Source organism: Streptomyces sp. NPDC097617 (assembly GCF_044761485.1).
GTDB lineage: Bacteria > Actinomycetota > Actinomycetes > Streptomycetales > Streptomycetaceae > Streptomyces.
In genome coordinates this window covers 84706-110759 of sequence record NZ_JBIWCL010000001.1, presented here as the reverse complement: position 1 = coordinate 110759, position 26054 = coordinate 84706, and the positions used below count along the sequence as shown (strand labels likewise).

The following is a 26054-nucleotide window of genomic DNA, read 5'->3' as shown; positions in this document are numbered from 1 at the left end:
CGCAGAAGGCCCCCGCCGACGGAGCTCCGTCGGCGGGGGCCTTTCCCTCTGCGGGGGCGGCGGCTACCGCAGGTGGGAGGTGTCGTTCAGGAGGCGGACCGAGGCGTTGCCGTCCGCGTAGTAGGCCACCGCCGAGAGGGAGGCCGCCGAGAGTTCCATCCGGAACAGGGCCTCCGGCGGGGCGCCCAGGGCCAGGCGGACCAGGATCTTGACCGGGGTCACGTGGGTGACCAGCAGGACCGTGCGGCCCGCGTGCGCGGACAGCAGGCGGTCGCGGGTCGCCGAGATCCGGCGGGTGGCGGCCATGAAGCTCTCGCCGCCGCCCGTGGGGGCCGCCTTCGGGGAGTCCAGCCAGGCCTGGAGGTCGGCCGGGAAGCGCTGCTGCACCTCGGCGAAGGTCAGGCCCTCCCACGCCCCGAAGTCCACCTCGCGCAGGCCGTCTTCGACCGTCACGGTGAGCCCGAGGCGGACCGCGACGGCCTGGGCCGTCTCCCGGCAGCGGCGCAGCGGGGAGCTGATGACCGTCTGGACGGTGCCGCGGGCCGCCAGCGACTCGGCCACGGCAGCGGCCTGGCGCAGACCCGCCGGGGACAGTTCGGGGTCGCTGCCGCCGCTGCCGGAGAAGCGCTTCTGCGGGGTGAGGGCGGTCTCGCCGTGGCGCAGCAGGACGAAGGTCGCGGGGGCGCCCATGTCCGGGCCCCAGCCGGTACCGGTCGCCACCGCCGGGGCGTCGGAGTCGAGGCAGGGCTCGATCGCGTCCGCCATGGCCTCGGCGTCGGCGAACAGCGTGCCGGCGAGCTCCGGTGCCGTGGACGTGGCTCCGGAGGACGCGGCCAGCGCCGCACGGACCGCCGCGGCCCCCTTCGCCGCGTCACCGGGCGGGCCCGACGGCGCCGGCGGGGTGGCCAGGGCGCGCGCGGCGCCGTGGTCGAGGGCGGCCGTGGAGGCCGACGGCTCCCACTGCTCGCCGCGCTTGCCCGCGTCCATCGCCTCGTTGGCGAGCCGGTCAGCGTGCTTGTTGCGCTCGCGCGGGATCCACTCGTACGTCACCTGGGCGCGCGGCAGGATCCGCGCGGCCTCGGCGGCGAGCGGCTTCATGTCCGGGTGCTTGATCTTCCAGCGGCCCGACATCTGCTCGACGACCAGCTTCGAGTCCATCCGGACCAGGACCTGCGCGTCGGACGCCAGGTCACGGGCGGCCGCGAGCCCGGCGATCAGGCCCTTGTACTCCGCCACGTTGTTCGTCGCGACGCCGATGTACTCGGCACGCTCGGCCAGGGTCTCGCCCGTCGCCGGGTCGAGCACCACCGCGCCGTAGCCGGCGGGCCCGGGGTTGCCCCGGGACCCGCCGTCCGCCTCCACGACGAACCGGACAGGGCTCGGCATCAGATGCCCGAGTCGGCCGTACGGACCAGGATGCGGCCGCAGTTCTCGTGACGGACGACCTGGTCGCGGGCCGCGGCCTTGATCTCGTTGACCTCGGCCATGTCCAGCTCCAGCCGGCAGCCCTCGCAGCGGCGCTGGTAGAGGCGCGCGGCGCCGACCCCGCCCTGCTTGACGCGGATCTTCTCGTACAGCGCCATCAGGTCGGCCGGCATGGACCCGACGATGACCTCGCGGTCCTTGGTGACCTTGGCGACCTCGGCGTCGATCTCGGCGGTGGCCGCGTCCCGGCGCGCGGTGGCGTCCGTGGTCTTGGCCTCCAGGGCGGAGACGCGCTCGGTGAGCCCGGTGACGCGCTCCTGCGCACCTTCCAGGCGCTCCATGACCTCCAGGACCACGTCCTCCAGGTCACCCTGGCGCTTGGCGAGGGAGACGACCTCGCTCTGCAGGTTCGCCAGGTCCCGGGCCGAGATGCCCACGCCCGAGTCGAGCCGCTGCTGGTCGCGGACGGCGCGCTGGCGCACCTGGTCCACGTCCTGCTCCGCCTTGGTCTGCTCGCGCGCGGTGTCGCTCGCCTGGGTCTGGGCGGCGACCAGCAGGTCGCGCTGCTGCGCCAGGTCCTTGGTCAGCGAGTCGAGCTCGGCGTGCTCGGGCAGCGACTTGAGCTTGTGGGCGAGCTGAGACAGCCGGACGTCCAGCGCCTGGACGTCGAGAAGTCGGATCTGGTCGGCGGGCTCGGCGTTCAGTTGGGGGCTCCAGAGATAGAAGGGGGTGTGACGGACGGCGCGTGGGCCGTCCACGGGTCGGTGACCGTGTGCGAGACGTGGGTACGCAGACCCCAGCCGTGGCGCTCGGAGATGGCGTCGAGCTGCGCGGCCGCCTGCTCGCACCAGGGCCACTCGGTGGCCCAGTGGGCGGCGTCGACGAGGGCCAGCGGGCGGCTCGTCTCCCGGGCCTCGGACGCCGGGTGGTGGCGCAGGTCGGCGGTCAGGAACACGTCCACACCGGCCGCGCGGACCTGCTCGAAGAGGCTGTCTCCGGAGCCGCCGCTGACGGCGACACGGCGGACCGGCATGTCCGGGTCGCCGGCCACGCGGATGCCCTGGGCGGTCGGCGGCAGCCAGGCCGCGGCGCGCGCGGCGAACTCGCGGAGGGTCTCGGGGTGGTCCAGTTCGCAGATCCGGCCCAGGCCCCGGCGGCCCTCGGGGTCGCTGGGGTCGGGCACCAGCGGGCCGGTGATGCGCAGGTCCAGGGCGCCGGCGAGGGCGTCGGAGACTCCGGGGTCGGCGGTGTCGGCGTTGGTGTGGGCGACGTGCAGCGCGATGTCGTTCTTGATCAGCGTGTGCACGACGCGGCCCTTGAAGGTGCCGGCCTCGACGGTGGTGGTGCCCCGCAGGTAGAGGGGGTGGTGGGTGATGATCAGGTCGGCGCCCAGCTTGACCGCCTCGTCGGCGATCTCCTGGACGGGGTCCACGGCGAACAGGACCCGGCTGACCTCGGCGTCGGGGTCGCCGCAGACGGTTCCGACGGCGTCCCACTGCTCGGCCCGCGAGGGGGGCCAGAGAGCGTCCAGCGCGGCGATGACTTCAGAGAGACGGGGCACGGGCCAAGGCTACCGTCCGGGGCGATCGTCCCGGTCATCCCCGTCCGGCCCCATCCGGCGCCGCGCGCCCGGGACGCCGCGCAGGTCGCCCGGGACCCGGTCGGCGGCGGTCACGGCGGGGCGCGGGTGCCGGGGCCCGCCCGGTACGCCCTCGGCCCGGCCCTGCCGCACGGCCGCCGCCCCGGGGCGGCGGTGGACCCGTGGCGGCCGGCTTCTCCGCACTCCTTGCCACACTCCTCGCCGCACTGCGCGGCGACCGCGGTGAGGACGACGGCGGTGGCCGCCCAGCACAATCGCCTCGTCCGCCACGCGCGAATCGCCGAGCGGACACCCGTATGTGTGAAGCGGTGTTGGTGGTGTTGTTCGCCAGGTTGCCCGAAAACTAGCTTCACCCCGGAGGTGACCACGGATGACTGTCTGTGCCATCGAAATGACGACCACGGCCGCGTTCACCATCGCCGCGGACGGGTCGTACGCCGCCCGGCTGGCCGGGGAGGGCGAGTCGCTCTACGCGGAGCGCTGGACCCTGGCCGGGCCCGAGGCGTACGCGGTACCGCTGCCGCTCGCGCAGCCCGAGGAGGCGGACAGCGAGGTGCTGCCGCTGGCCGACGGGCGGGTCCTGATCCACCGGCGGGTGGCCGAGCGGCACGCCTTCGCACTGCTGTACCCGACGGGCGCCGCGAGCGGCCCGCGCACCGGGGAGCTCCAACTGGGCGGGGTGGAGGCGCAGGACGGGGTACGGGTGCGCCTGCTCCCGCCGTCCCCGGACGGTTCCTGTGCCTTCGCCCTGGCCTCGGAGGACACCGTGACCACGGTCTGGCAGGTGACCGGGGCTCCCTTCGGCCCGACGCCCGTCGCCCGGATCGGGGGACGCTGCTCGGGGGGCGTCTGGCTGGACCGGGCGGGCCGGCTGCTGGCCCTGGACCGCGAGCTGGACGGCACCACCAAGGCCGTCGTCGTCGACCTGGCGCTGGGCGGGGTCTCCCCGCTGCTGCAGATCACCGAGGACAGCGACGACCTGCTGCTGCTGGCCGACCCCGACAGCGGGCTGCTGCTGATCCGCTCCGACGCACCGGGCGAAGCGCGCCTCGGCTGGGGGGTGCTGGGCAGCTCCCTGCCCGTCCGCTTCCCGGAGTGCCTGGCCCGGCTGGGGGACGCCCGCCCGTTCGCGGTCCAGCCCGGCCAGGCCCTGATGCCGGAGACCTGCGGGGTGGCACTGCGGCTGACCGGGGGCGACGTGGGGCTGTGGCGCCCCGCCGACCGGCATGCCTTCCGGATCGGCGCACCGGCCGGGTGGCTCGGCGGCAGCGGCCTGTGGAGCCCACAGGGCCGCCTGCACCTCCCGTACGCGACCCCCGAGGTGCCCTGCGGGATGGCCGGCATGAACCTGCCGGTCGCCCCTCCTCCGCCGGTGGTCCTCGATCCGCCGGTGGTCCTCGATCCACCGGCGGCGACCGTCCCCCGCCCGGTCCCCCTCCAGCAGGCGCCGCTGGCCGGACGGTAGGACGGGAGCGCTCGGCGGGGGATGCCGCCTGGGCCGTCTCTTCCGGATCCTGCCGGGCCCGCGACGCCCGGCACCGCACCTCGCTGCGCTGTCGGGCCCGCCCCCGTACGTCCAGTACGAGGACGACCCTCCGCCTTCCGACGCCCGGCACCGGACACCGCGGGCCCGGCCGACAAGATCCGAAAGAGACGGCCTAGGCGTGCTTGAGGCCCAGTACCTCGGTCGCGGCGAAGGTCTCGTTCGCCGGGCGGGACGCGTAGTGCGGGGTGAGCAGCTCGTCGAGCTCCTCGTAGGAGAAGGATTCCTTGGCCGTGTCGAACTTGGCGGCCACCTTCGGGCGTTCCATGACGACCACGATCCCGCCGTGCACGACGAACAGCTGGCCGTTGGCCCCGGCCGAGGCGGGCGAGGCCAGGTACCCGACGAGCGGGGAGACGTGCTCGGGGGCGAGGGCGTCCAGCTTGCCGTCCTGCGGGACCTCGAAGCCGGCGAAGACGTCCTCGGTCATCCGGGTGCGGGCGCGCGGGCAGATGGCGTTGGCCGTCACCCCGTACTTGGCGAGCGCGAGCGCGGTCGAGGTGGTCAGGCCCACGATGCCGCCCTTGGCCGCCGCGTAGTTGGGCTGGCCGGCCGAGCCGCCGAGGAAGGCCTCGGAGGAGGTGTTGACGATCCGGCCGTAGACCGGGCCGCCCGCCGCCTTGGACCGTTCGCGCCAGTGCACGGACGCGAAGTGCGTGGTGTTGAAGTGGCCCTTGAGGTGGACCCGGATCACCGAGTCCCACTCCTCCTCCGACATCGAGAAGACCATCCGGTCGCGCAGGATGCCCGCGTTGTTGACCAGGACGTCCAGCTTCCCGAAGCTGGACACCGCCAGCTCGACCAGCTCCCGCGCCTGCTCGAAGTCGGCCACGTCGCCCAGGTGCGCCACCGCCCGGCCGCCCGCGGTGCGGATCTCCTCGGCGACCTCCTCCGCCGGGGCGGCCGAGGCCTCCCCGGAGCCGTCCCGGCCCGGCTGGCCGAAGTCGTTGACGACCACGCTCGCGCCGAGCCGCGCGAGCTCGATCGCCTCGGCGCGGCCGAGCCCGCGGCCCGCGCCCGTGACGATGGCGGAGAGCCCCTCAAGTGGGAGTGACATCCGTACGGTTCCTCTCGAAGCGGGTCAGATTTCGATGCAGGTGCGCAGGGCCACGCCCGTACGCATCTGGTCGAGCGCGTCGTTGATCTCGGCGAGCTGCACCCGGTGCGTGATCAGGCTCGCCAGGTCCACCCGGCCGGCCCGCCACAGCGCGATGGTGCGCTCGTAGGAACGGAGCACGTCCCCGCCGCCGTACATCGACGGCAGGATCTTCTTCTCGTCGAAGAAGAGCGAGAACATGTCGATCTGGAAGTTGTCGTCCAGCGCGCCGGCGCCGACGATGACCACGCTGCCGCCGCGGCGGGTCATCTTGTACGCGGTCTGCGCGGTGGCGGACTTGCCGACGACCTCGAAGACGTAGTCGAAGCCCTCGCCGCCGGTGATCCGGTTCTTGGCGTCGTCGAAGGCCTCCGGCCCCACGGCCTCGGTGGCCCCGAACCTCAGGGCCGCCTCGCGGCGCGATTCGACCGGGTCGACGGCGATGACCTGGGCCGCGCCCTGGACCTTGGCGCCCTGGATGACGGAGATGCCGACGCCGCCGCAGCCGATGACGGCGACCGAGGAGCCGGCCTCCACCTTGGCCGTGTTGATGGCCGCGCCCAGGCCGGTGGTGACCCCGCAGCCGATGAGCGCGGCGATGTCGAAGGGCACGTCGTCGGGGATCGGGACGGCGCACGCGGCGTCGACCACGAGCTCCTCGGCGAAGGTGCCGGTCGCGGCGAAGCCGAAGATGTCCCCGCCCGCGCGGCGGAAGTTGGGGGTGCCCGCGTTGACCAGGCTCGCCAGGCACAGGTGGCCCTGGCCGCGCTTGCAGGACGGGCAGTGCCCGCACGGCGGCAGCCAGCAGACGAGGACCCGGTCGCCCTGCTTGAGGGAGGTGACCCCGTCACCGACGTCGGCGATCACCCCGGAGCCCTCGTGTCCCGGGACGAAGGGGGCGGGCTGCGGCAGGACGCCGCTCATCGCGGAGAGGTCGGAGTGACACAGGCCGGTGGCCTTGACCCGGATCCTCACCTTGCCGGGGCCGAGGCCCACGGCCTCCATGTCGTCGACGACCTCCAGCTTGTCCTGGCCGATCTCGCTCTGCAGTGCTGCGCGCACGGTGCGGCTCCTTGGGTCTCGTACGGTCCGTACTCGTTCTCGGTGCTCGTTCTCGTGTCCTACGCGTGCTCGACGACGGTGTCGGCGAGGACCGGCGCGTCGTCCCGTTCGACGGCGGTCACCGACACCAGCACCCGGCCGGGCTCCTGCCACATCCGGATGCGCAGCGTCTCGCCGGGGAAGACGATCCCGGCGAAGCGCGTGCGGTAGGCACGGACCCGGGAGACGTCCCCGCCCAGGACCGTGTCCACGACGGCCTTGAGGGTCATCCCGTACGAGCACAGGCCGTGCAGGATCGGCCGGTCGAAGCCGGCCGGCTTGGCGAACTCCGGGTCGGCGTGCAGCGGGTTCCAGTCGCCGGAGAGCCGGTAGAGCAGCGCCTGCTCCTCGCGGATGTGCCGCTCCTCGACGCGGTCGGGGGCGCGCTCGGGCAGTTCCTCCTTGGCGGAGGGGCCGCGCTCGCCGCCGAACCCGCCCTCTCCCCGTACGAAGATCTGCGCGTCGCTGGTCCACAGCGGCCCGTCGGCGTCGGCCACCTCGGTGCGCAGGACGACGACCGCGGCCTTGCCCTTGTCGTAGAGGGCCGCGACCCTGGCGGTGGAGGTGGCGCTGCCCTTGACGGGGATGGGCCGGTGCAGCTCGATGGACTGGCCGCCGTGCAGGACGGCGGCGAGGTTGATCTCGATCCCGGGTGCGGCGAGGCCGCCCATCATGGCCATCCCGGCGCCCGCGACGGTCGCGAAGCTGGGGAGGACGTGGAGCTTGGATTCGAGGGTGTAGCGCAGCTCGTCCGGGTCGGTGGCCGGCCGGCCCGCGCCGAGGCCGAGGTGGTAGAGCTGGATGTCCTTGTGGTCCCAGCCGATCTCCCCGAGACGGGGGTCGGCGGCGAGGGCCTTGGCGGCATCGATCGGCATGGGGATGCTGCTCCCTGTCGTTGGAGAACCGGGGCCGTGGAAGAGCCGTTGAAGAGCTGTGGAAGAGCTGTGGAAGACCTCGGTGCGGCCGTCCGCACCGTCGGCCGCACCGAGGTCGCATGCGGGGCCGGTTCTAGAACGCGTTCTAGAACCGGCCGGTGAGGGAATGTATAACGCACACCCCCGCACTTGGGAAGACTCTTGACTTCACGTCAGATCCGATGCGTGCGGGGCGTGTTGCCGGCCCGCCGGCGGCTTGGGCCATACCCTGCCCGCGTGGACCAAATGCCTGTTGATCACCGTGCGGCCCGCGCCCTGCGCGTCCTGCTGGAGCCGCCGAATCCGGCCCTGGCGCTCCAGCTCGGCCTCCAGCCGGACATCGAGGTCGTACGGGACCCGATGGCCCGGCCCGCGGTGGCCCTCGTGGAGGAACTCGCGGCCGTGACCGCCCTGCTGGCCGACGACCCGGAGTGCCGGGTGCTGGTCCTCACGGGCTCGGCGCACCCGGGCCTGGCGGAGGCCGCCCTCGCCGCGGGCGCGGCGGGCCTGGTGCTGCGCGACGGGCGGGTCGAGGAACTGGCGGACTGCATCCGCCGCGCGTCGACGGGCGAGACGGTGGTGGACCCGGCCCTGGGTTGACCGGTTGAATCCGGGTGAATCCTTTTCCGACACCGGCGCCTCTTATGCATGTGCCGACGCCCAGGTCGGCACCTGACCCGGAGGTTCTCATGATCGCTGTCGTTGCCGGCGCCGTCGCCGTTCTGCTGCTCTGCACCTGCACCGTCCTCGTGCTGCGCCGACGGGGCCGCTCCCGTGGCTGAGACGACCTGGCCCGCCGAGCCGCTGATCCTCGCCGCGCAGCGCGGGGACCTCGATTCGCTGACCGCGCTGGTCTCCGGCTCGCACCCGAACGTACGGAGGTTCGCGCACTCGCTGTGCGCCTCGCCCGAGGACGCCGAGGACGCGGCCCAGGAAGCGCTGATCATCCTCTACCGCAAGGTCGGGATGCTGCGCGCGTCCGGCGCCCTGGCCTCGTGGATGTTCCGCATCGTCCGCAACGAGTGCCTGCGCCGAGCCCGCCTGGCGCCGCGCGAGCGCGCTCCGCTGCCGGACACGGCCGTGCGGTCGGCCGAGGAAGAGGTACTGCAACGCCTGGAGGCGGCCCGGGTGGCGCGGGCGATCTCCGCCCTCCCCGAGGACCAGCGGCGCGTGCTGATCATGCGGGACATCCAGGGCTACAGCGGACGGATGGCCGCCCATGCGCTCGGGCTCAGCACCGCCGCGATGAAGTCGCGGCTGCACCGGGCCCGCGCGGCCCTCCACGACACCCTGCTCGGAGGCGACGATGAAGACCACTGACGGCCCCGACTTCGCGAGTTCCACCCTGCCCCGGCACCTGGCCCGCGGCGCGGTCGGCCTCGGCAGCCTGATCGGCGCCTTCGCGCTCCTGCCGCTCTACGGACCGCTCACCCTGGCCCTCGCCCCGGTCGGCCTGGTGGCCCTGCGCGGCTGCCCGATGTGCTGGGCGATCGGCCTGGCCCAGACCCTCTCCCGCGGCCGACTGCGACGGGAGTGCACGGACGGCCGGTGCGAACTGAAGCCGGCCTCCCGCTGACCCCGGCGGGGGCGCGGGCGGGTCCGCATGGGCCCGGCCGTGCCGTCCCGGCCACCGATTGACGGATTTCGCAGCAGCGCCCGCCCACCCGCTGGAGCAGGATGAGAGGCCTCGATCCAGCTTCGTGGAGGCAGAAACCATGCGAATGTCCGCCCTGTCCGCCACCGCCGCGCTCGTGCTCGCCACCCTCGCGGGAGGTGTGGCTCCGGCCGCTGCCGACTCCCCGGCCGGCCCGGTCCTCCGGGTCGACCTGGAGGCCGGAAAGGGCCTCCACCACAACGTCGGGACGGTGCTCTACGAACGCGTCGACGGCGAGGTGAACGCGGTCAGGATCCTCTCGGTGTACATCACCGGCGGCGAGCGCGACTGCGCCTGGGTGTCGTGGAACAACCCCTGGGACGGGGGCGTCTGGAGCAACCTGACCAGCGAGCCCTCCTGCAACGGCACCGGCCTGGAGGAGCACCCCGGCCAGATCATCAAGGCACCGGCCGGCCACCCGCTCAAGGTGCGCCTGGCGGGCGACCACTTGGGCGAGGTGGTGCACAAGGACATCCAGAAGCTCTGACCGGGCCGGGCCGGGGAGGTACCGGGCCGGGAGGCTACGAGCGGTCACCGGCCCGCTCGTGCCCGAACGCGGCGAGGAGCTCGCTCACGCCCCGGTCGGTGAACAGCCGCTTGGGCAGTGCCACAAGACACGTCCGGCGGCGCGTGCGGCCCGCGAACACGTGCAGCCGGGGCGTCTCGTGGTAGTACCGCACCTCGTCCCACACCATCCGCTGCGACTCCCCGCCGCGGAACACCTCGATGCCCGCGCCGTCCACCACGACCCGCTTCTCCTCGGCGGCCCTGCCCGTGCGGAAGCCCCGGCCCACCGCCCACCGCGGCAGGACCACCAGCACGAGGAGGCCGTACGCCGCCGCGATCCCGAGGAGGGCGGGCCGCACGGTGAGGCCGTCGGAGGACAGCGTCACGCCCGCCGCGGCGAGGAAGACCGTACTGAGGGCGGCCACCGCCCGGCCCCTGCGGAAATGTCCCGCCGCGCGGGCGGCCTCGTCGTACTCGTCCCGGGTCAGGCTGCCGGTGGCGCTGAAGGACGCCTCGTGTGTCTCGCTCACGGGGGCGGAGCCTAACGCCCCGCCCCCGTGGCCGAAAGCGCGTTCCTATCCCCGCCGCAGCAGGGTCACCACCGCCGCGCCGCCCAGTCCGATGTTGTGGGCGAGGCCGACCCGGGCGCCGGCGACCTGGCGGGGGCCGGCCTCCCCGCGCAGCTGCCAGACCAGTTCGGCGGCCTGGGCCAGACCGGTGGCTCCCAGTGGATGCCCCTTGGAGATCAGACCGCCCGAGGGGTTCACCACCCACCGCCCCCCGTACGTGGTCGCGCCCGACTCCACCAGCTTCCCGGCGGCGCCGTCCCCGCACATGCCCAGCGCCTCGTAGGTCAGCAGCTCGTTGATCGAGAAGCAGTCGTGCAGCTCCACCACGTCCACGTCCTCGATCCCGAGCCCGGACGCCTCGTACGCCTGCCGGGCCGCCGCCGCCGTCATCGGCTTGCCGACCACGTCGATGCACGAGCCCGACGCGAACGAGGCCTCCGTGTCCGTCGTCATCGCCTGGCCGACGATCTCCACGGCCTTGTCGTGCAGCCCGTGCCGCACCACGAACCGCTCCGACACCACCAGCGCCGCCGCGGCGCCGTCCGAGGTCGGCGAGCACTGGAGTTTCGTCAGCGGCGCATGGATCTCCTTCGCCGCGAGGATCTCCTCCACCGAGTAGACGTCCTGGAACTGCGCGTTCGGATTGTTCGCCGAATGCCGGTGGTTCTTCGCGCCCACCATCGCGAGCTGCGCGGCCGTGGTCCCGTACCGCTCCATGTGCTCCCGCGCCGCGTTGCCGAAGATCTGCGCCGTGGGCGGGGACATCTCGAAGCCGTGGCCCGCGGCCATGATCCCGTAGTGCCGGGCCACCGGGGAGGTCTTGAAATCGCCGCCGTCGGCGCCCCCGCCCAACGCGCCGCGCTTCATCTTCTCGAAGCCGAGCGCGAGCACGCAGTCGTTGATCCCGCCCTCCACGAACTGCCGCGCCATCATCAGGGCCGTCGAGCCCGTCGCGCAGTTGTTGTTGACGTTGTAGACCGGCACCCCGGACAGCCCCAGTTCGTACGCCGCCCGCTGGCCGGCGGTGGAGGCCTGGAAGCAGTAGCCCACCGGGACCTGTTCGACGAGCCCGTAGTCCACGCCCGCGTCCGCGAGCGCCGCCGTCCCGGCCTCCTTGGCCATGTCCCAGTACTGCCAGTCCCGTGACTCCGGCTTCTCGAACTTCGTCATGCCGACGCCCACGATGTACGACTTCATGCCCCTGGTGTCCCTTCAGTCCCTCGGGAGGCCGAGAATCCGCTCGGCGACGACATTGAGCTGGACCTGTGTGGTGCCCCCGGCGATGGTCAGGCAGCGGGACATGAGCATCCCGTGCACCGCCCGCTCCCCCGCCCCCTCCCGCACCGCGCCCGCCGGCCCCAGCAGTTCGAGCGCGAGCTCGGCGGTCCGCTGCTGGTGCGGGGTCTGGACGAGTTTGCGTACGGAGGCGCCCGCGCCCGGCTCCAGCCCCGACACCTGCTGGAGCGTGGTGCGCAGCCCGATGCAGGCCAGGGCGTGCGCCTCGGCGGCCAGCGCGCCGATCCGCGCCCTGTACGTGCCGTCGAGATCGGCGGCGCGTGCGAGCAGCGCCTCCAGACCGGTGTCGAAGGTCATCTGGTCGGCCATGTGGACGCGTTCGTTGCCGAGGGTGTTGCGGGCCACCTTCCAGCCGTCGTCGGCCGCGCCGACCAGGGCGTCCGCCGGGAGCTCCACGTCGTCGAAGTACACCTCGTTGAAGAGGGCCTCGCCGGTGATCTCCTTGAGCGGCCGGATGTCGATGCCGGGGGTGTTCTTCATGTCGACGACGAAATAGCCGAGCCCCTTGTGCTTGGGCGCGTCCGGGTCGGTGCGGGCGAGCAGGATCCCGAAGTCGGCACTGTGCGCGGAACTCGTCCACACCTTCTGTCCGTTGACCTTCCAGGAGCCGTCCTCCCGCCGCTCCGCACGGGTGCGCAGCGAGGCCAGGTCGGAGCCCGCGCCGGGCTCCGAGAAGAGCTGGCACCAGGTGAGGTCCCCGCGCAGCGTCGGCAGTGCGTAGGCCTCCCGCTGCGCCTGCGTTCCGTAGGCGATGAGTGAGGGCACCACCCAGGTGGCGATCCCCAGGTCGGCGACCTCCACCCCGGCCGCGGCCAGCTCCTGCTGGACGACGAGCTGTTCGACGGGCCCGGCGCCGAGCCCGTAGGGGGGCGGCAGGTAGGGGGCGGCGTAGCCGGTGGGGGCCAGGATCCGGCGGGCGGCCGCCGGGTCGAGCCCGCGCGCGTCCCCGATGGCGGTACGGGCCTTCGCGCGGTACGCCTGGGCCTGCGCCGGCAGTTCCAGGCGCAGCTCGCGCCGCGCTCCGCCCGCCGCGCACCGCACGGCCCGGACCCGGTGCCCGTCGCCGGGCCCCAGCAGCTGGCGGGCGACGAGCGCCCGCCGCAGGTAGATATGGGCGTCGTGCTCCCAGGTGAAGCCGATACCGCCGAGGATCTGGATGCAGTCCTTGGCGCAGGAGTAGGCGGCGTCCAGGGCGGTCCCGGCGGCGAGGGCGGCCACCAGCGAGCGGACCTCGGCGGGTTCGTCCATGGCCTGTGCGGCGTCCCAGGCCAGCGCGCGGGCCTGTTCGAGGCGGACCAGCATGTCGGCGCACAGGTGCTTGACGCCCTGGAACTGCCCGATGGGCCGGCCGAACTGCTCGCGCACCTTCGCGTACGAGGCGGCCGTGTGCAGGGCCCAGGCCGCGGTGCCGCAGGCGTCGGCGGCGAACAGCGTGCAGGCCAGGTCCCGGACCAGCGCCGCGTCCAGTTCCAGCAGCCGGTCGGGGGCGGTGGCGACCCCGCGCGCCCGCACCTCGGCGGTGGGCCGGGTCGGGTCGGCGCTCTCGTGCGTACGGATGTCCAGCGCGGTGGCGTCGACGGCGAACCAGCAGGTGCCGTGCGCGGCCTCGGCGGCGAGCAGCACCAGGTCGGCCTCGCCGGCGCCGAGCACGGGCGGCGCGGCCCCGTCGAGCAGGTACCCGCCGCCCTCGACGGCCACGGCGGTCAGCGTCCCGGGCCCGAGCGCGACCGCCCCGACCCGCCCGGAGAGGGCCTCGGCACCGGCGCGCTCCAGCAGTACGGAGGCCAGCGCGCTCGGCAGGTACGCCCCGGGCAGCGCGGCCCGGGCGGCCTCCTCGACGACGACGGCCAGGTCGAGCAGGGTCCCGCCGTCGAGGTGCGGCTCCAGCAGGCCCTGCGCGGTCATCGCGTCCCAGTAGGCGGGCCGCGCCCCGGTCTGCGGCGGGGTGTCGAGCAGCTTGCGGACCTCCTCCGGAGGCACGGCCCGCGCGACCCAGCCGCGCACCGCCTCGGCCAACTCGCGCTGTTCCTGCGTGATTCCGATGCCCATGCGCGGCAGACTAGAACACGTTCCAATCTGACGGAAGGTCAGATGACTGCTCGAATGCGGCCGGGCCGCACCGGCAGTGACACAGGAGCCAGGAGGCGCACCCCCTCCGCGATCGCCCCACGCGGACGCGCCGCCCTCACCGCAGGGCTCCCGCGTCCGTGACGGGAGGTGTTCTGCGCTTCGACGCATAGCCGGAGTCACCCGACTCATGCTCCCGCCGACCGGTCAGGACGTGGAGCGGCGCGCACAAGTCGGGCCATGTGACGCTGCGTTGCGATAGATCTCCGGGCAGTGACTCCGGTGCTCTCCTGTGGCAGGATCCCCTGCGTGGAGTGGACGACGCTGGTCGGGACGGGCCTCGGGGCTGTGCTGGGAGTGGGGGCCACCCTGGTCGGTGAGCACATTCGTTGGCGGCGCACCATCAGGGACAGCAGGCTGCAGGATCGCCGGAACCTGTACGTGGACGGTTTCGTCGCCCTCCGCCGTGAGTTCGTGGGAACTCTGATCACTCCGCGTTGTCCGTGAAACGTGACCGTCCCGTTCACGCGGCGGTACCACCCCTCGTGCGTCATGGAACCACGCAGACGCAGCGGCGCGCCGCGGGTCTGCACCATGCGCGACTGCCCCTGCGCACTGTCGGTGGCACAGGAGGCGATGACATACGGGCCACTGTCGCCGGACACGAGTCACCCTGCGTCGATCGCGATCCGCCAACGGGCGCCGCCCTGTGATTCAGCGGGTTGCGGGCACCGCCGCGAGTGCGGCCTTGGCGATCTCCTTGGCCTTCTGCTCGCAGGACCCGGGATGGTAGAGGCCGACCCGGACGACCAGGTTTCCGCGCCGGACGGAGAGCTCGCAGGGCCACTCGGTGCCGGTGGACCGCCAGTACGCCCCGTCGCCGAATCCGAGGTTGTTCACCCGCCTCCCGCCGGCCGCGTCGGCGGCGAAATCGGCCTGCTGGAGCTTGGCGTCGGCCGCGGCGTCGCCGCCCCGCTTGACGTCCCACCGCACCAGCGCGCTACGCCTGCCGGCCAGGGCGTCGTACCAGGAGCACATCGTGTGCGCCTGGGTCGCGCTCCTGCTGTGGAAGTCCTCCTTGGCATCCCGCCCGGCCAGCGAGATCTTCCGGGTGGCGTCCGGGCAGGTCGGCACGTCGGCGTAGGAGGCGGGACCGGTGCCCGCGGACCGGTCCAGGGCGTACGCACCGACGCCGACGCCCGTCGCCACAAGGACCCCGGCGGCCAGCAGGGCCACGGCCCGCGGCCGCATCCGCGGGGCCCGCCGCGCCGGGGTGTCCGACGGCTCGGTCGGAGGTCCGCTCGACCGGGGAGCAAGGGCGGGCGAGTCGGACTCCGTCACCTCGGCCGTCGGCTCCACCGCCTCCGGAGCAGCCTCCGGCAGCAGCTCCGTCTCGACCTCGGCGACGGGCTCAGGGCCGGGCTCGGGCTCAGGGGCGGGCTCATGCTCCAGCTCCGATTCCGGCTCCATCACCACGGTCGCCGTCTCCGCGGACAACAGCAGCCGGTCGATGTCGGTCCGTTGCGCGGCCAGCATCCGGTACACGGCGGGCGGCCACTCGCGGCTCGCCGGGGCCACCGGCCCGAGAAGTTCCAGCAGCTGCGCCGGGGTCGGCCGCGCGGCCGGATCCTTGGCGAGGCACCGCTCCACGATCCCGCGCAGCCCGGCGGGCACCGCGCTCAGGTCGGGCTCGGAGTGCACCACGTCGTAGAGGGTCCGAAGGGTCGAGGTCCCGGCGAAGGGGCTGCTGCCGGTGAACGCCATGACCAGCACCGAACCGAGCGAGAAGACATCGCTCGCCGGGGTCAGCGCCTTGCTCTCCGCCTGCTCGGGCGACATGAACGCGGGCGATCCGATCACCCAGCCCGTGCGCGTCAGCCCGGTGTCCCCCTCATCCTCGGCCTCGGTGGCCCGCGCGATGCCGAGGTCGATGACGCGTACCCCGTCCTCGGTGAGGAGCACGTTGTCGGGCTTGAGGTCGCGGTGGATCAGCCCCGCACGGTGGATCTCCGCCAGGGCCGATGCCAGTCCGGCCGCGAGCCGGTGGACGACGGACCCGTCCAGCACTCCGTCCGCCTTGACCACGGCGCCGAGCGAGGGCCCGGCCACGAACACCGAGGCCAGCCACGGGGTCGCCGCGTCCGGGTCGGCGTCCATCACGGCCGCCGTATAGGCGCCGGAGACCTTGCGCGAAGCCACTACCTCACGGCGGAAACGGGCCCGGAAGCCCGCGTCGTCGGCGAAGTGCGCAAGCACCTGCTTGACGGCCACGAGCCGCCCGTCGGGCCCCGCGCACAGCAACACCCGCCCCATACCGCCCTGCCCGAGCAGGCCAGCCACCTTGAACGGCCCCACATGCGTCGGACCGTCCGGTCCCACGAGCTCCATGTCCCCCCCCGACTCCCTCCCCCTGGACAGGGGTTGGATCATACCGAGACGGACCTCACGAACGCCTCGAACGCAGCAGGTTGGACGGTGAAGACGGGACCCTCGGGAATCTTGGAGTCCCGGACCGCGACGAGACAGGGCTGCGCGGCGACCTCGACGCACTGGCCACCGGTGTCGGCGCTGTACGAGGACTTGAGCCAGCCGGTGTCACCGAGCGGCGCGCACTCGACGCAGTCGCCGCCGGTGGTTCCGCTGTACGAGGACTTACGCCACTGCGCGCCCGTCAGGTTCCGGATGGTGTCCATAACGCTCCTCCATTACGCGGGCGATCCGTGCCGCCGAGCCCTCCAGGGGCAGGGCGGCTGCCTGCAAATGATCGTATCGGAGCGAACCCTCCCTGAGAGCGGGCGGATTGGCCGTCATATGGCCCTGCACGAAGTCCTCGGTGTAGACGATGTCGGGGTCGTCCTCGAACCGCAGAAGGTTGAACGTCCCATCCAGCCCCACGTGGGCGCCCGCCTCGAACGGCAGGATCTGCACCTTCACCCACTCCCTCCTCTGCAGGGCCAGCAAGTGGGCGAGCTGGTTCCGCATCACCTCTCGGCCACCGATCTCCTGATGCAGCACGGCCTCGCTCATCACCACCCACATCAGTGGCGGGTCTTCGCGGTCGAGGATCCGCTGCCGCTCCATCCGGGCGGCCACCTTCGCGTCGAGGTCCCCCTCGGTGCGCACGCCGAGCACGGCCCGCGCGTAGGCGGGCGTCTGGAGCAGTCCGTAGACCAGCTGCGCCTGGTAGGTCGAGATGTACGAGGCCCGGGCCTCCATCTCCGCGTACGGCTGGAACCACGTCGGCAGCTGGCACCGCAGTACCAGTCCCACCAGTCGCGAGAAGACCCCGCCGGTACCCAGGGCCGCGTCCACCCGCTCCGAGAAGTCCCGGGTCGGCACCCGCTTCGTCGTCTCGATCTGGCCGATCAGAGAACCCGTACAGAAGATGATCTCGCCCAACTGCGCCTGTTTCAGACCGGCCTGCTCCCGCAGCCGCCGCAGTTCGTAGCCGTAGTAGTCCAGCGGCGAGGCGCTGGGATCGAGCTCGCGGATCTTGACCATGAGGTGGTCACCCCCAAGTTCACGCTGTGCGTTCGGCGTTCGTTTCGCCCTGTCGCCGAGCGTAATCAGGCGCGTGCGCTCCGGTGCCCCGAATGGGGCAAGCGGTCACGGTCGGTCGGAAAGCGGCCCACCCCACCCCGGCCGTAGCGTCCTACCAGCGGGTAAGGCACCATGGGCCGCCACACACGATCACCGCCGGAGGAACCATGGCCACCCCCAAGCCGGAGACCCTCGCCGCCTTCGAGGCCGCCAAGGGGTTCATGCCCGTACGCGAGGGCCTCGCCCTGTACGAGGCGGCCACCGCCGCCGGGGCGCTCGGGCTGCCGCTGCTGGAGGTCGGTACGTACTGCGGCCGCTCCACCATCCTGCTGGCCGACGCGGCCCGCGAGGCCGGCGTGGCCGCGATCACCGTCGACCACCACCGGGGCAGCGAGGAGCAGCAGCCGGGCTGGGAGTACCACGACCCGACGGTCGTGGACCCGGAGGTCGGGCTGATGGACACACTGCCGACCTTCCGCCGGACCCTGCACAGGGCCGGGCTGGAGGACCACGTGATCGCGATCGTCGGCCGGTCCCCGCAGGTGGCGGCCGCCTGGGGCGGCGCGCTCGGCTTCGTCTTCATCGACGGCGGCCACACCGACGAGCACGCCACCGGCGACTACGAGGGCTGGGCCCCGCACGTCGCGCAGGGCGGCACGCTCGTCATCCACGACGTCTTCCCGGACCCGGCCGACGGCGGCCAGGCCCCGTACCGGATCTACCTGCGCGCCCTCGCCTCAGGCGCCTTCGAGGAGATCTCCGTCACCGACTCACTGCGCGTACTGCGCCGCACGGGCGCGGGCATCTGAGCCGACAAGCGCCGGGCAGACAATCACACCACGCCCCCGGATGGCGCAGGGTCCGGCCGGGCGACCGCGCAGCGGTCTAGCATCGCCGCGTGCGCAATGACGACAGCTCCCCGCCCCCCGAGTCCGGCTCCTCCGTCAGCCCGGACCGGCCCTGGTTCACCCGACGCTCGACGCTCGTCGTCGGGGTGGCCGCGCTCGCGCCGGCCGCTCTGGCGGGCTGGGTCCTGACCCAGGCGTTCGCCGGGTCCGGCTCGGACGGGCCCCGCCCGGCGCCGCTGCCCGCCTCGCACTCGGCCCTGTCGCCGGGCCAGCGGGACGCGAAGCCCGGCTCCACCCCGAGCGCAAGTGCGAGTACGAGCCCCAGTGCGAGTACGAGCCCCAGTGCGAGTACGAGCACCCCCGCGGCCGCGCCCGCACCCGCCAAGGGCCCCCTCTCCGGCCGGACCGTGGTCGTCGACCCCGGTCACAACACCGGGAACTTCCAGCACACCGACGAGATCGACCAGCAGGTCGACATCGGCACGGCCCGCAAGGAGTGCGACACCACGGGCACCACGACGAACGCCGGCTACAAGGAGGCGGACTTCACCCTCGACGTCTCCCGGCGCCTGCGGACCGCCCTGGAGGCCCAGGGCGCCAAGGTGGTCCTCACCCACCAGGCCGACCGCCCGTGGGGCCCCTGCATCACCGAGCGCGCCCGCATCGGCAACGAGGCGAAGGCCGACGCCGTCGTCTCGGTCCACGCCGACGGGGTCTCGGCCGGCAACCGCGGCTTCCACGTGATCCTTCCGGCCAAGGTCAAGGGCGGCAGCGCCGACACCGCGAAGATCGTCGGGCCGTCCCGGGAACTCGGCGAGCGGATCGCCGGGAACTTCGCCCGCACCACCGGCTCCGCCCCCGCCAACTACCTCGGGAGCGGTACCGGCTTGGTCGTCCGGGACGATCTCGGCGGACTGAACCTGTCAACTCAGCCCAAGGTGTTCATCGAATGCGGCAACATGCGTGACGCCAAGGACGCGGCGCAGCTGACGAGTCCGGAATGGCGGCAGAAGGCGGCCCAGGGCATCGCGGACGGCATCGTCGGCTTCCTCGGCGGGTAGTCCTCCTCGGGAGTCCGGCGGGACCGCCCGCCGACCCGATCATCTCGGCCGCCGGAAACCTCCGTACCATGGTGCCGCCCGCCCGCTGCGGGCACGCTCTGCCACCGCGGCACCACGAGACGACGACCGAGACCGAGAAGGACACCTGAGACGTGAACATCCGCTCCCTCACTCGAGGCGACGGCGTGGTGATCGGAGCAGCGGCGCTGCTGTTCATCGCCTCGCTCCTCGATTTCTACTCCGCCAACGGTGCTGACCTGCCGAACGGATGGAGCACCAAGTCCTACCTCCTGGTGCTCCCCACGATCTTCCTGGCCGGCTTCATCGCCGCCGGCCTGCTGATCGCGGCCCGCTTCCAGCCGGAGACCCGCAAGGTCCTCGGCCTGCCGCTGGCGACGTGGGGCACCGTGCTCGCCGTCTCGGCCGCCTGGGCCTCGCTGTGGTCGCTGATCACCTGCCCGGACCTGCTCGACCTGGGCGCGGGCTCGCTCCTGGCCTTCCTCGCCACGCTGGCCCTGGCCGGTGTGGCCGTGGCCGGCGCGAAGATCCCGGCGCTGGCCGGGCAGCTGGTTCCGGAGCCGAGGCCGGCCGCCGTCCCGCCGTACGCGGGGCAGCCGGGTCAGGTGGGCCAGTCGCAGCCGGGCGCCGGGTACGGCTACCCGGGCGCGCAGCAGACCCCGTACGGTTCCACCCCGCAGCCGGTCCCTCCGTACGGCGGCGCGCAGAGCCCGGCCCCGGGTCCCGGTCCGCAGGACTCGCACCAGACCCCGGCCCCGGCGGCGGACTTCACGCCGTTCTGGTTCGCGGTGCCGGTGGCCCGTCCGCTCTACGGGGAGGACGGCTCCCCGAGCCCCATCGCCGAGCTCGCGCCCGGCACGTGGTACCTGGCCGTCGAGCAGCGTGGCGCGGCCACCCTGATCGCCCAGACCCAGGACGGTCGCCGCGGCGTCCTGAACGACACCTCGGGCATCCAGCGCGGCTGACCCCGCCCCGGACCCGGCCGACGGCCCCCCGCCCTTCCGGGCGGGGGGCCGTTGCCCTACAGTCACCTGACGCCTCGTCAGATTCTGGAGGGACCGCAGATGCGCCTCGGACTCGCACTCGGCTACTGGGGCCGCAGCCCCCACCCCGACCACCTCGACCTCGCCACCGAGGCCGAGAACCTCGGCTACCACTCGGTGTGGACCGCCGAGGCCTGGGGCTCGGACGCCTTCACCCCGCTGACCTGGATCGCCGCGCACACCTCGCGGATCCGCCTGGGCACGGCCATCGCCCAGATGGCCGCCCGCACCCCGACCGCCACCGCCATGCACGCCCTGACCCTGGACCACCTCTCCGGCGGCCGGATGATGCTCGGCCTCGGCCTGTCCGGGCCGCAGGTGGTCGAGGGCTGGTACGGACGCCCCTTCCCCGCCTCGCCGCTCACCGCGACCCGCGAGTACGTGGACGTCATCCGCCAGGTGCTGCGCCGCGAGGGCCCGGTCGCGCTGGACGGCCGCTTCCACAGCCATCCGTACCGCGGCGAGGACGGCACCGGCATCGGAAAACCGCTCAGGCCCATCACCCACCCGCTCCGGGCGGACCTGCCGGTACTCCTCGGCGCGGAGGGCCCGAAGAACATCGCCCAGACCACCCGCATCGCGGACGGCTGGCTCCCCCTGTACTGGTCGCCGACCCGCACCGACGTCTACCGGGCCTCGCTCACCGACCTCCCCCAAGGCTTCATGATCGCGCCGATGGCCCGCGCCAGGGTCTGCGACGACGTCGCGGAGGGACTGCTGCCCGTCAAGGCGATGCTCGGCTTCTACATCGGCGGCATGGGCCACGCGGCCCGCAACTTCCACGCCGACCTGATGGCCCGCATGGGCTACGAGGAGGAGGCCCGCCGCATTCAGGAACTGTTCCTCGCGGGCCGCAAGGAGGAAGCGGTCCTGGCCGTCCCGGACGCGTTCGCCGACGAGATCTCCCTCATCGGGCCCCGGGAACGGATCGCCGAACGCCTGGAACTCTGGCGCAAGGGCCCGGTGACCGACCTCCTGCTCACCGCCCCGGACCCGCACACCCTGCGCGTCCTGGCGGAGCTCAACAGTTAGGCACGGCGGCCAGCAGCTCGCGGACGTCCAGCGGCATGACGGCGATCTCGATGCTGCCGCCGCCGTCAAAGGTGCAGGTGACGATCCGCGAGCCGGGGTTGATGGAGATCCCCTCCTTCACGGAGGGCACCCGCACCCCGCCGGCCCGCCCGCCGGGCAGCTCCACCGGCTCACCCCGCTGCGGAACCCACCGGGCCGCGCCCTGCTCCTCGAACACCCGCCCGGGCCGCCAGCGGCCCTCCCCGGCCGGGATCCGCGCCATGCACGGAATCCCGGGCACGGGCCCGGCGGCCGTCCTCGCCCGATGCTTGCGCCGCAGCAGCCACCCGGCCCCGAGGACGCCGAGCCCGACCACCACGATCTCGATCACCCACCCATTGAACCAGCCCGGGTGCGGGCCGGTGACCGCACCCGGGCCGGAGGGGCTAGCCGCCCAGCTGGGAGGCGCTCGGGACCTTGTCCGTCACCGTCGCGCCCGCACTCTGGCCGGCTTCCTTCACACTGTTGATGACGCTGTCGAAGGCGTCGATGTCACCGTCGCCCGCCTGACCCTTGCGCAGCTTGCCGCCCAGCCCCTTGAGGGACTCGATGCCCGCCGCGAGCGGGGCCACCGCCTTCGCCAGCAGCGGGTCGCCCTTCGCGTTCTGCGTCGCCGCCTTCAGCCGGTTGTACGCGAACGCACCTGCGAGGCCCGCCTTGATCAGCGCGAAGGTACGGCCCTTGGCGCCCTTCTTGAACTTCCCCGCACGGTACGGCTTGACGATCCACTGGTACGTCGCACCGGCCGCCAGGCTCGCGTTGGCGACGAACCGGGTCTTGGCGAACTTCTGCTTCTCGGCGGAGGTGCTGGGCGACGGCGTCGCCGCGGCCAGTTCGTCGGCCTCGGCGGCGACGGGCTCCGCCGCCGCGAGGGCGGCCAGCTCCCCCATCGACGCGGCGGAGAGCTCCTCGCGCGGGCCGTTGCCGCCGCTGCCGCATGCGGTGGCGCCGACCATCAGCGCGGTGGACAGGACCACCGCCGTGACGGCGCGGCGGAATCGGACGGTCGTGGGTTCGGACACGGTTTCCCTCCGGGGACTGAGGCGTCCTCCGCAGCCTCACCCCGGTCCCCCCGCCCCGCCACCGGGGGAACCCGTTCGGGTTCGCGCCACGGGTTTACGACACCTCAGGGCGGCAACACGGGCCGTATGAGCACTCACACACGAGTACGCACCCGAGGAAGCAGTCAGGCAGGACGTGCCGTCGCGCTGGTGGCGGACGTGCTCGCCTTCGTGATCGCACTGTGGATCCTGCTCTACTTCCTCGAGGCCAACCAGGGCAACTCCCTGGTCGACCTCATCCACGACGTCGCCTCCTGGCTCGCGTCCTGGTCCTACGACCTGTTCACCTTCAGCCGTGAATGGGTCCAGGTCGTGGTCGGCTACGGCATCGCCGCCGTCACCTACCTCCTCGTCGGCCACGCCATAGCCGGCTGGCTCTACCGCCGCTGACCGGCCGGCGGCGGCGTCAGCCGCAGCAGTCCGGCTCCAGCCCCGCCGGGAGCGAGGACCCGCCGAACACCACGGTGGTGGCCTCGTCCCCGCCGAGCGCCGCGACGGCGAGCAGCAGGGACCCGGCGGTCCAGGTGGTCTGCTCGACCGGCCAGACGGCGTCGTCCTGGAACACGTAACCCGTCCAGTACATGCCGTTGTCCGCGCGCAGGTGACCGATCGAGCGCAGGATCTCCAGCGCCCGGTCCGACTCCCCCGTCGCCCACAGCGCGAGCGCCAGCTCGCAGGACTCGCCGCCCGTCACCCACGGATTGGGCAGCACGCAGCGCACGCCCAGGTCCGGGACCACGAACTCGTCCCAGCGACCGTCGAGGCGCGCCTTGGCCTCGGAGCCCGTCAGGGCCCCGCCGAGGACCGGGTAGTACCAGTCCATCGAGTAGTGGTTCTTGTCGAGGAACCGCTCCGGGTGGCGCCGGATGGCGTGCCGCAGCGCGCCCGCCGCGAGCTCCCAGTCGGGCTGCGGCTCCTCGCGGTGCTCGGCGATGGCCAGCGCGCAGCGCAGCGCCTGGTGGATGGAGGAGGAGCCGGTGAGCAGGGCGTCGGTGACGGCCGTGCCGTCCGCCTCCCGCTTCCAGCCGATCTCGCCGCCCGGCTGCTGGAGCGCGAGGACGCACTCCACGGCCGCGTAGACGGCCGGCCACATGCGGTCGAGGAAGGTGTCGTCGCCGGTGGACAGGTAGTGGTGCCACACGCCGACGGCTATGTAGGCGGTGAAGTTGGACTCGCGGCTCGCGTCCTGCGGCTCCGCGGTGTCCACCCCTTCCGGCCGGTCGGCGTAGGCCGCGAACCAGGAGCCGTCCTGGTTCTGGTGCCGGGCCAGCCACGCGTACGCCCGGTCCGCGGCCTCGTGCTCACCGCCCGCGTCCAGCGCCATCGCGGCCTCGGTGTGGTCCCACGGGTCCAGGTGGTGCCCGCGGAACCACGGTATGGCGCCGTCGGCGCGCTGTGCGGCGAGGATGCCCGCCACCGTCAGGGCGGCCTCCTCCGCCGTCAGTACGCCGTCCAGGACCAGGTGTTCGGTGCGCCCGGGAGAGCTCACTGGGCGGCGCCGACGGGAAGGTGCGGCTTGGTGGCGTACGCCACGAAGCTCTTGCCGATGATCGGGTTCAGGGCCTGCTCCGCCAGCCGCGTCGCCATCGGCTTCTTCATGATGTCCCAGACCAGGAGCTTGTGGTACGCCTTCACGGGCAGCGCCTTGTCGTTGTCGACGCCGAAGGCGCACTTGAGCCACCAGTACGGCGAGTGCAGGCCGTGCGCGTGGTGCGTGCCGTACGGCTTGAGGCCGGCGGCCTTCATCTTGCCGAGCAGCTCGTCCGCCTTGTAGATGCGGATGTGGCCGCCCTCGACCTCGTGGTAGGCGTCGGAGAGCGCCCAGCAGATCTTCTCGGGGCCGTAGCGCGGCACGGTGATGGCGATGCGCCCGCCGGGCTTGAGCACGCGGACCATCTCGGCGAGCACGCCCTTGTCGTCGGGGATGTGCTCCATCACCTCGGAGATGATGACGACGTCGAAGGAGTCGTCGGGGAAGGGCAGGGCGAGCGCGTCGCCCTCCATCGCGGTGGCGGTGGCCCCGATGGGGGCCTCGCCGGCCTCCTTCATCGCGGCGAACCACTTGGCGACCTCGCGGATCTCCTCGCCGTTGCGGTCGACGGCGACCACCTGGGCGCCTCTCCGGTAGCACTCGAAGGCGTGCCGGCCTGCGCCGCAGCCCAGGTCGAGTACGCGGTCGCCTGCGGCGAGCGGGAACCGGGAGAAATCGACGGTCAGCACGGGGTCCTGCCTTCGCGGTCGCGGGGGTGTTCGGGGGATGGGGAAGAAGCGGGGGGGTGGCGGAAGGTCAGCGCGCCCGGCGGGTGCGGCCGGCGGTGGCCTGCTCGATGGCGGCGCGGTAGTGCGCGACGGTGCCCTCGGCCGCCTTGGCCCAGGTGAACCGGGTCAGCACCCGGTCGCGCCCGGCGGCTCCGAGGCGGGCCCGCAGCTCCGGATCGCCCAGCATCCGGCCCAGGGCGGCGGCGAGTGCGCCCGCGTCGCCCGGGGGCACCGCGAGGCAGGTCTCGCCGTCGGGTCCGGCGACCTCGGGAATCGCGCCGCCGGTGGTGGCGACGAGCGGGGTACCGGTGGCCATGGCCTCGGCGGCCGGGAGCGAGAAGCCCTCGTAGAGGGAGGGCACGCAGGCGATCTGGGCGCTGCGGACGAGGTCGACGAGCTCGGCGTCGGTGATGCCCTTGACGAAGCGGACGGCGTCCTGGAGTCCGTAGGTCTCGATGGCGCGGGCGACCGGGCCCTGCTCGGCGCGCTTGCCGACGACCACGAGGTGGGCCTCGGGCTGCTCGGTGCGCAGCTTCGCGAGCGCCTCCACGAGGTACACGAGCCCCTTGAGCGGCACGTCGGCGCTGGAGGTGGTGACGATGCGGCCCGGCACCTCGGCGACGGACGGGTCCGGCGACCACAGGTCGGTGTCGGCGCCGATGTGCACGACGTGGATGCGCTCGTCGCGGACACCCAGGTGCTGGGCGATCTCCTGCCGGGAGGAGCCGGAGACGGTGAGCACGGACGGCAGTCGGCGGGCCACGCGGCCCTGCATGCGGGTGAAGGCGTACCAGCGGCGCACGGAGGCCCGCTTGAGGCGGCCCGTCGCGGCGTCGAGGTCGAGCCCCCGGTCGACGGTGATCGGGTGGTGGATCGTCGTGACCAGCGGGGCGCCGAGGTCGGCGAGGAGGCCGTACCCGAGCGTCTGGTTGTCGTGGATGACGTCGAAGTCACCGGCGCGCGCGGCCAGATGGCGGCGGGCGCGCAGCGAGAAGGTCAGCGGCTCCGGGAAGCCGCCGGTCCACATGGTGGCGACCTCGACGGCGTCGATCCAGTCCCGGTACTCGTCGCGCTTCGGCGTACGGAAGGGGTCGGGGCTGCGGTACAGGTCCAGGCTCGGGAGCTCGGTGAGCGAGGCGCCCGTGTCGAGCACCGGGTAGGGCTGCGCGCCGATGACCTCGACGGAGTGCCCCAGCTGTACGAGCTCGCGCGAGAGGTGGCGGACGTAGACGCCCTGACCGCCGCAGAACGGGTTCCCCTTATAGGTGAGGAGTGCGATACGCAGCGGGCGATCGCCGTCGGCGGCGGAACCCGCGAAAGGGCTCGTCACCATGGCCTCAGCGGTCACTCTCGGCCCCCTTCTCACTGCAACTTTCGCCGG

27 protein-coding genes are annotated in these 26054 nt (G+C 73.0%); 10 read left to right on the top strand and 17 right to left on the bottom strand.

Translation table 11 applies throughout. From position 1 onward, the window contains the following. Positions 1 to 63 precede the first annotated feature (63 nt). The 3 genes from ACIQZO_RS00595 to ACIQZO_RS00585 are packed head-to-tail and all read right to left on the bottom strand — an operon-like array spanning position 64 to position 2986. On the bottom strand, positions 64 to 1386 hold the full coding sequence (locus ACIQZO_RS00595; protein ID WP_403617909.1) for a bifunctional RNase H/acid phosphatase: 1323 nt from the start codon (positions 1384 to 1386) through the stop codon (positions 64 to 66). Continuing rightward, complete coding sequence (locus ACIQZO_RS00590; RefSeq protein WP_403619153.1) at positions 1386 to 2129, bottom strand: zinc ribbon domain-containing protein; 744 nt, start codon at positions 2127 to 2129, stop codon at positions 1386 to 1388. The genes ACIQZO_RS00595 and ACIQZO_RS00590 overlap by 1 nt, the downstream gene beginning before the upstream one ends. Beyond that, on the bottom strand, positions 2126 to 2986 hold the full coding sequence (locus tag ACIQZO_RS00585; protein WP_403617907.1) for a Nif3-like dinuclear metal center hexameric protein: 861 nt from the start codon (positions 2984 to 2986) through the stop codon (positions 2126 to 2128). Before ACIQZO_RS00585 ends, ACIQZO_RS00590 begins: the two co-directional genes overlap by 4 nt. A 409-nt stretch (positions 2987 to 3395) precedes the next feature. Between ACIQZO_RS00585 and ACIQZO_RS00580 the strand changes: the two genes are divergently transcribed. Next, positions 3396 to 4490, top strand: coding sequence for a hypothetical protein (locus tag ACIQZO_RS00580; RefSeq protein ID WP_403617905.1), 1095 nt, complete (start codon positions 3396 to 3398; stop codon positions 4488 to 4490). 193 nt (positions 4491 to 4683) lie between these two features. Here the strand turns inward: ACIQZO_RS00580 and ACIQZO_RS00575 are convergent, their stop codons facing one another. Genes ACIQZO_RS00575 through ACIQZO_RS00565 form a run of 3 tightly spaced genes read right to left on the bottom strand, consistent with a single transcriptional unit; the run spans position 4684 to position 7640 of the window. After that, positions 4684 to 5625, bottom strand: coding sequence for a 3-oxoacyl-ACP reductase (locus ACIQZO_RS00575; RefSeq protein WP_403617904.1), 942 nt, complete (start codon positions 5623 to 5625; stop codon positions 4684 to 4686). 24 nt (positions 5626 to 5649) lie between these two features. Continuing rightward, on the bottom strand, positions 5650 to 6726 hold the full coding sequence (locus ACIQZO_RS00570; RefSeq protein ID WP_403617902.1) for a Zn-dependent alcohol dehydrogenase: 1077 nt from the start codon (positions 6724 to 6726) through the stop codon (positions 5650 to 5652). A gap of 59 nt (positions 6727 to 6785) precedes the next feature. Continuing rightward, a complete protein-coding gene (locus ACIQZO_RS00565) occupies positions 6786 to 7640 on the bottom strand; it encodes a MaoC/PaaZ C-terminal domain-containing protein (RefSeq protein WP_403617900.1) in 855 nt (284 codons plus the stop codon). Positions 7641 to 7925: 285 nt separating this feature from the next. Here ACIQZO_RS00565 and ACIQZO_RS00560 point away from each other — a divergent pair, with 285 nt between their 5' ends. The 4 genes from ACIQZO_RS00560 to ACIQZO_RS00545 all read left to right on the top strand — a co-directional run bounded on the left by ACIQZO_RS00560 (position 7926) and on the right by ACIQZO_RS00545 (position 9820). Then, on the top strand, positions 7926 to 8279 hold the full coding sequence (locus ACIQZO_RS00560; RefSeq protein ID WP_403619150.1) for a DNA-binding response regulator: 354 nt from the start codon (positions 7926 to 7928) through the stop codon (positions 8277 to 8279). A 174-nt stretch (positions 8280 to 8453) separates the two neighbouring features. Further along, positions 8454 to 8999, top strand: a complete 546-nt coding sequence (locus ACIQZO_RS00555) for an RNA polymerase sigma factor (protein WP_403617898.1) — start codon at positions 8454 to 8456, stop codon at positions 8997 to 8999. Next, positions 8986 to 9255, top strand: a complete 270-nt coding sequence (locus tag ACIQZO_RS00550; RefSeq protein ID WP_403617896.1) for a hypothetical protein — start codon at positions 8986 to 8988, stop codon at positions 9253 to 9255. Before ACIQZO_RS00555 ends, ACIQZO_RS00550 begins: the two co-directional genes overlap by 14 nt. A 139-nt stretch (positions 9256 to 9394) precedes the next feature. Beyond that, complete coding sequence (locus ACIQZO_RS00545; RefSeq protein WP_403617894.1) at positions 9395 to 9820, top strand: hypothetical protein; 426 nt, start codon at positions 9395 to 9397, stop codon at positions 9818 to 9820. A gap of 34 nt (positions 9821 to 9854) precedes the next feature. Here the strand turns inward: ACIQZO_RS00545 and ACIQZO_RS00540 are convergent, their stop codons facing one another. The 6 genes from ACIQZO_RS00540 to ACIQZO_RS00515 form a co-directional block, all read right to left on the bottom strand. Further along, entirely contained in the window at positions 9855 to 10370 is a 516-nt protein-coding gene (locus ACIQZO_RS00540; protein WP_403617892.1) for a hypothetical protein, read from the bottom strand. A 45-nt stretch (positions 10371 to 10415) separates the two neighbouring features. Beyond that, positions 10416 to 11606: a lipid-transfer protein gene (locus tag ACIQZO_RS00535; RefSeq protein ID WP_403617890.1), complete on the bottom strand. Its 1191-nt coding sequence runs from the start codon at positions 11604 to 11606 to the stop codon at positions 10416 to 10418. Positions 11607 to 11621: 15 nt separating this feature from the next. Next, positions 11622 to 13754: an acyl-CoA dehydrogenase gene (locus tag ACIQZO_RS00530; RefSeq protein WP_403617888.1), complete on the bottom strand. Its 2133-nt coding sequence runs from the start codon at positions 13752 to 13754 to the stop codon at positions 11622 to 11624. Between the two features lie 732 nt (positions 13755 to 14486). Then, the gene (locus tag ACIQZO_RS00525) at positions 14487 to 16160 is read right to left on the bottom strand and encodes a serine/threonine-protein kinase (protein WP_403617886.1); all 1674 of its coding nucleotides are present in this window, start codon (positions 16158 to 16160) and stop codon (positions 14487 to 14489) included. 38 nt (positions 16161 to 16198) lie between these two features. Next, positions 16199 to 16465, bottom strand: a complete 267-nt coding sequence (locus ACIQZO_RS00520; protein WP_403617884.1) for a DUF397 domain-containing protein — start codon at positions 16463 to 16465, stop codon at positions 16199 to 16201. After that, complete coding sequence (locus ACIQZO_RS00515) at positions 16425 to 17273, bottom strand: helix-turn-helix transcriptional regulator (RefSeq protein ID WP_403617882.1); 849 nt, start codon at positions 17271 to 17273, stop codon at positions 16425 to 16427. The genes ACIQZO_RS00520 and ACIQZO_RS00515 overlap by 41 nt, the downstream gene beginning before the upstream one ends. Before the next feature lie 206 nt (positions 17274 to 17479). Between ACIQZO_RS00515 and ACIQZO_RS00510 the strand changes: the two genes are divergently transcribed. From ACIQZO_RS00510 to ACIQZO_RS00495, 4 genes are all read left to right on the top strand, one after another. Beyond that, entirely contained in the window at positions 17480 to 18121 is a 642-nt protein-coding gene (locus ACIQZO_RS00510) for a class I SAM-dependent methyltransferase (RefSeq protein ID WP_403617880.1), read from the top strand. A gap of 89 nt (positions 18122 to 18210) precedes the next feature. After that, positions 18211 to 19221, top strand: coding sequence for an N-acetylmuramoyl-L-alanine amidase (locus tag ACIQZO_RS00505; RefSeq protein ID WP_403617878.1), 1011 nt, complete (start codon positions 18211 to 18213; stop codon positions 19219 to 19221). Between the two features lie 152 nt (positions 19222 to 19373). Beyond that, positions 19374 to 20204, top strand: a complete 831-nt coding sequence (locus ACIQZO_RS00500) for a hypothetical protein (RefSeq protein ID WP_403617876.1) — start codon at positions 19374 to 19376, stop codon at positions 20202 to 20204. 99 nt (positions 20205 to 20303) lie between these two features. Continuing rightward, complete coding sequence (locus ACIQZO_RS00495) at positions 20304 to 21314, top strand: LLM class F420-dependent oxidoreductase (RefSeq protein WP_403617874.1); 1011 nt, start codon at positions 20304 to 20306, stop codon at positions 21312 to 21314. On the opposite strand, the gene ACIQZO_RS00490 is transcribed toward ACIQZO_RS00495, so the two are convergent. Both ACIQZO_RS00490 and ACIQZO_RS00485 read right to left on the bottom strand, forming a co-directional pair. Next, positions 21304 to 21684 (bottom strand): hypothetical protein, encoded by a 381-nt coding sequence (locus ACIQZO_RS00490; RefSeq protein ID WP_403617872.1) that lies wholly within the window; start codon positions 21682 to 21684, stop codon positions 21304 to 21306. The genes ACIQZO_RS00495 and ACIQZO_RS00490 overlap by 11 nt on opposite strands. A 55-nt stretch (positions 21685 to 21739) precedes the next feature. Beyond that, positions 21740 to 22309, bottom strand: a complete 570-nt coding sequence (locus ACIQZO_RS00485; RefSeq protein ID WP_365274699.1) for a hypothetical protein — start codon at positions 22307 to 22309, stop codon at positions 21740 to 21742. A 192-nt stretch (positions 22310 to 22501) separates the two neighbouring features. Between ACIQZO_RS00485 and ACIQZO_RS00480 the strand changes: the two genes are divergently transcribed. Next, positions 22502 to 22804 carry a hypothetical protein gene (locus ACIQZO_RS00480; protein WP_403617870.1) on the top strand — a complete coding sequence of 101 codons (303 nt, stop codon included), beginning with the start codon at positions 22502 to 22504 and terminating at the stop codon, positions 22802 to 22804. Positions 22805 to 22820: 16 nt separating this feature from the next. On the opposite strand, the gene ACIQZO_RS00475 is transcribed toward ACIQZO_RS00480, so the two are convergent. The 3 genes from ACIQZO_RS00475 to ACIQZO_RS00465 all read right to left on the bottom strand — a co-directional run bounded on the left by ACIQZO_RS00475 (position 22821) and on the right by ACIQZO_RS00465 (position 26021). After that, a complete protein-coding gene (locus ACIQZO_RS00475) occupies positions 22821 to 23903 on the bottom strand; it encodes a prenyltransferase (protein WP_403617868.1) in 1083 nt (360 codons plus the stop codon). After that, on the bottom strand, positions 23900 to 24634 hold the full coding sequence (locus ACIQZO_RS00470) for a class I SAM-dependent methyltransferase (protein ID WP_403617866.1): 735 nt from the start codon (positions 24632 to 24634) through the stop codon (positions 23900 to 23902). Before ACIQZO_RS00470 ends, ACIQZO_RS00475 begins: the two co-directional genes overlap by 4 nt. A 67-nt stretch (positions 24635 to 24701) precedes the next feature. Further along, positions 24702 to 26021, bottom strand: a complete 1320-nt coding sequence (locus ACIQZO_RS00465) for a glycosyltransferase family 4 protein (RefSeq protein WP_403617864.1) — start codon at positions 26019 to 26021, stop codon at positions 24702 to 24704. Between the last annotated feature and the right edge of the window lie 33 nt (positions 26022 to 26054).

Excerpts from the sequence above, each read along its gene's own strand:
- ACIQZO_RS00495 (WP_403617874.1), top strand. The coding sequence starts at position 20,304 with ATGCGCCTCGGACTCGCACTCGGCTACTGGGGCCGCAGCCCCCACCCC.
- ACIQZO_RS00485 (WP_365274699.1), bottom strand. The coding sequence starts at position 22,309 with ATGGTCGGCGCCACCGCATGCGGCAGCGGCGGCAACGGCCCGCGCGAG.
- ACIQZO_RS00535 (WP_403617890.1), bottom strand. The coding sequence starts at position 11,606 with ATGAAGTCGTACATCGTGGGCGTCGGCATGACGAAGTTCGAGAAGCCG.
- ACIQZO_RS00480 (WP_403617870.1), top strand. The coding sequence starts at position 22,502 with ATGAGCACTCACACACGAGTACGCACCCGAGGAAGCAGTCAGGCAGGA.
- ACIQZO_RS00560 (WP_403619150.1), top strand. The coding sequence starts at position 7,926 with ATGCCTGTTGATCACCGTGCGGCCCGCGCCCTGCGCGTCCTGCTGGAG.
- ACIQZO_RS00545 (WP_403617894.1), top strand. The coding sequence starts at position 9,395 with ATGCGAATGTCCGCCCTGTCCGCCACCGCCGCGCTCGTGCTCGCCACC.
- ACIQZO_RS00515 (WP_403617882.1), bottom strand. The coding sequence starts at position 17,273 with ATGGTCAAGATCCGCGAGCTCGATCCCAGCGCCTCGCCGCTGGACTAC.
- ACIQZO_RS00565 (WP_403617900.1), bottom strand. The coding sequence starts at position 7,640 with ATGCCGATCGATGCCGCCAAGGCCCTCGCCGCCGACCCCCGTCTCGGG.
- ACIQZO_RS00595 (WP_403617909.1), bottom strand. The coding sequence starts at position 1,386 with ATGCCGAGCCCTGTCCGGTTCGTCGTGGAGGCGGACGGCGGGTCCCGG.
- ACIQZO_RS00510 (WP_403617880.1), top strand. The coding sequence starts at position 17,480 with ATGGCCACCCCCAAGCCGGAGACCCTCGCCGCCTTCGAGGCCGCCAAG.
- ACIQZO_RS00530 (WP_403617888.1), bottom strand. The coding sequence starts at position 13,754 with ATGGGCATCGGAATCACGCAGGAACAGCGCGAGTTGGCCGAGGCGGTG.
- ACIQZO_RS00525 (WP_403617886.1), bottom strand. The coding sequence starts at position 16,160 with ATGGAGCTCGTGGGACCGGACGGTCCGACGCATGTGGGGCCGTTCAAG.
- ACIQZO_RS00575 (WP_403617904.1), bottom strand. The coding sequence starts at position 5,625 with ATGTCACTCCCACTTGAGGGGCTCTCCGCCATCGTCACGGGCGCGGGC.
- ACIQZO_RS00580 (WP_403617905.1), top strand. The coding sequence starts at position 3,396 with ATGACTGTCTGTGCCATCGAAATGACGACCACGGCCGCGTTCACCATC.
- ACIQZO_RS00550 (WP_403617896.1), top strand. The coding sequence starts at position 8,986 with ATGAAGACCACTGACGGCCCCGACTTCGCGAGTTCCACCCTGCCCCGG.
- ACIQZO_RS00520 (WP_403617884.1), bottom strand. The coding sequence starts at position 16,465 with ATGGACACCATCCGGAACCTGACGGGCGCGCAGTGGCGTAAGTCCTCG.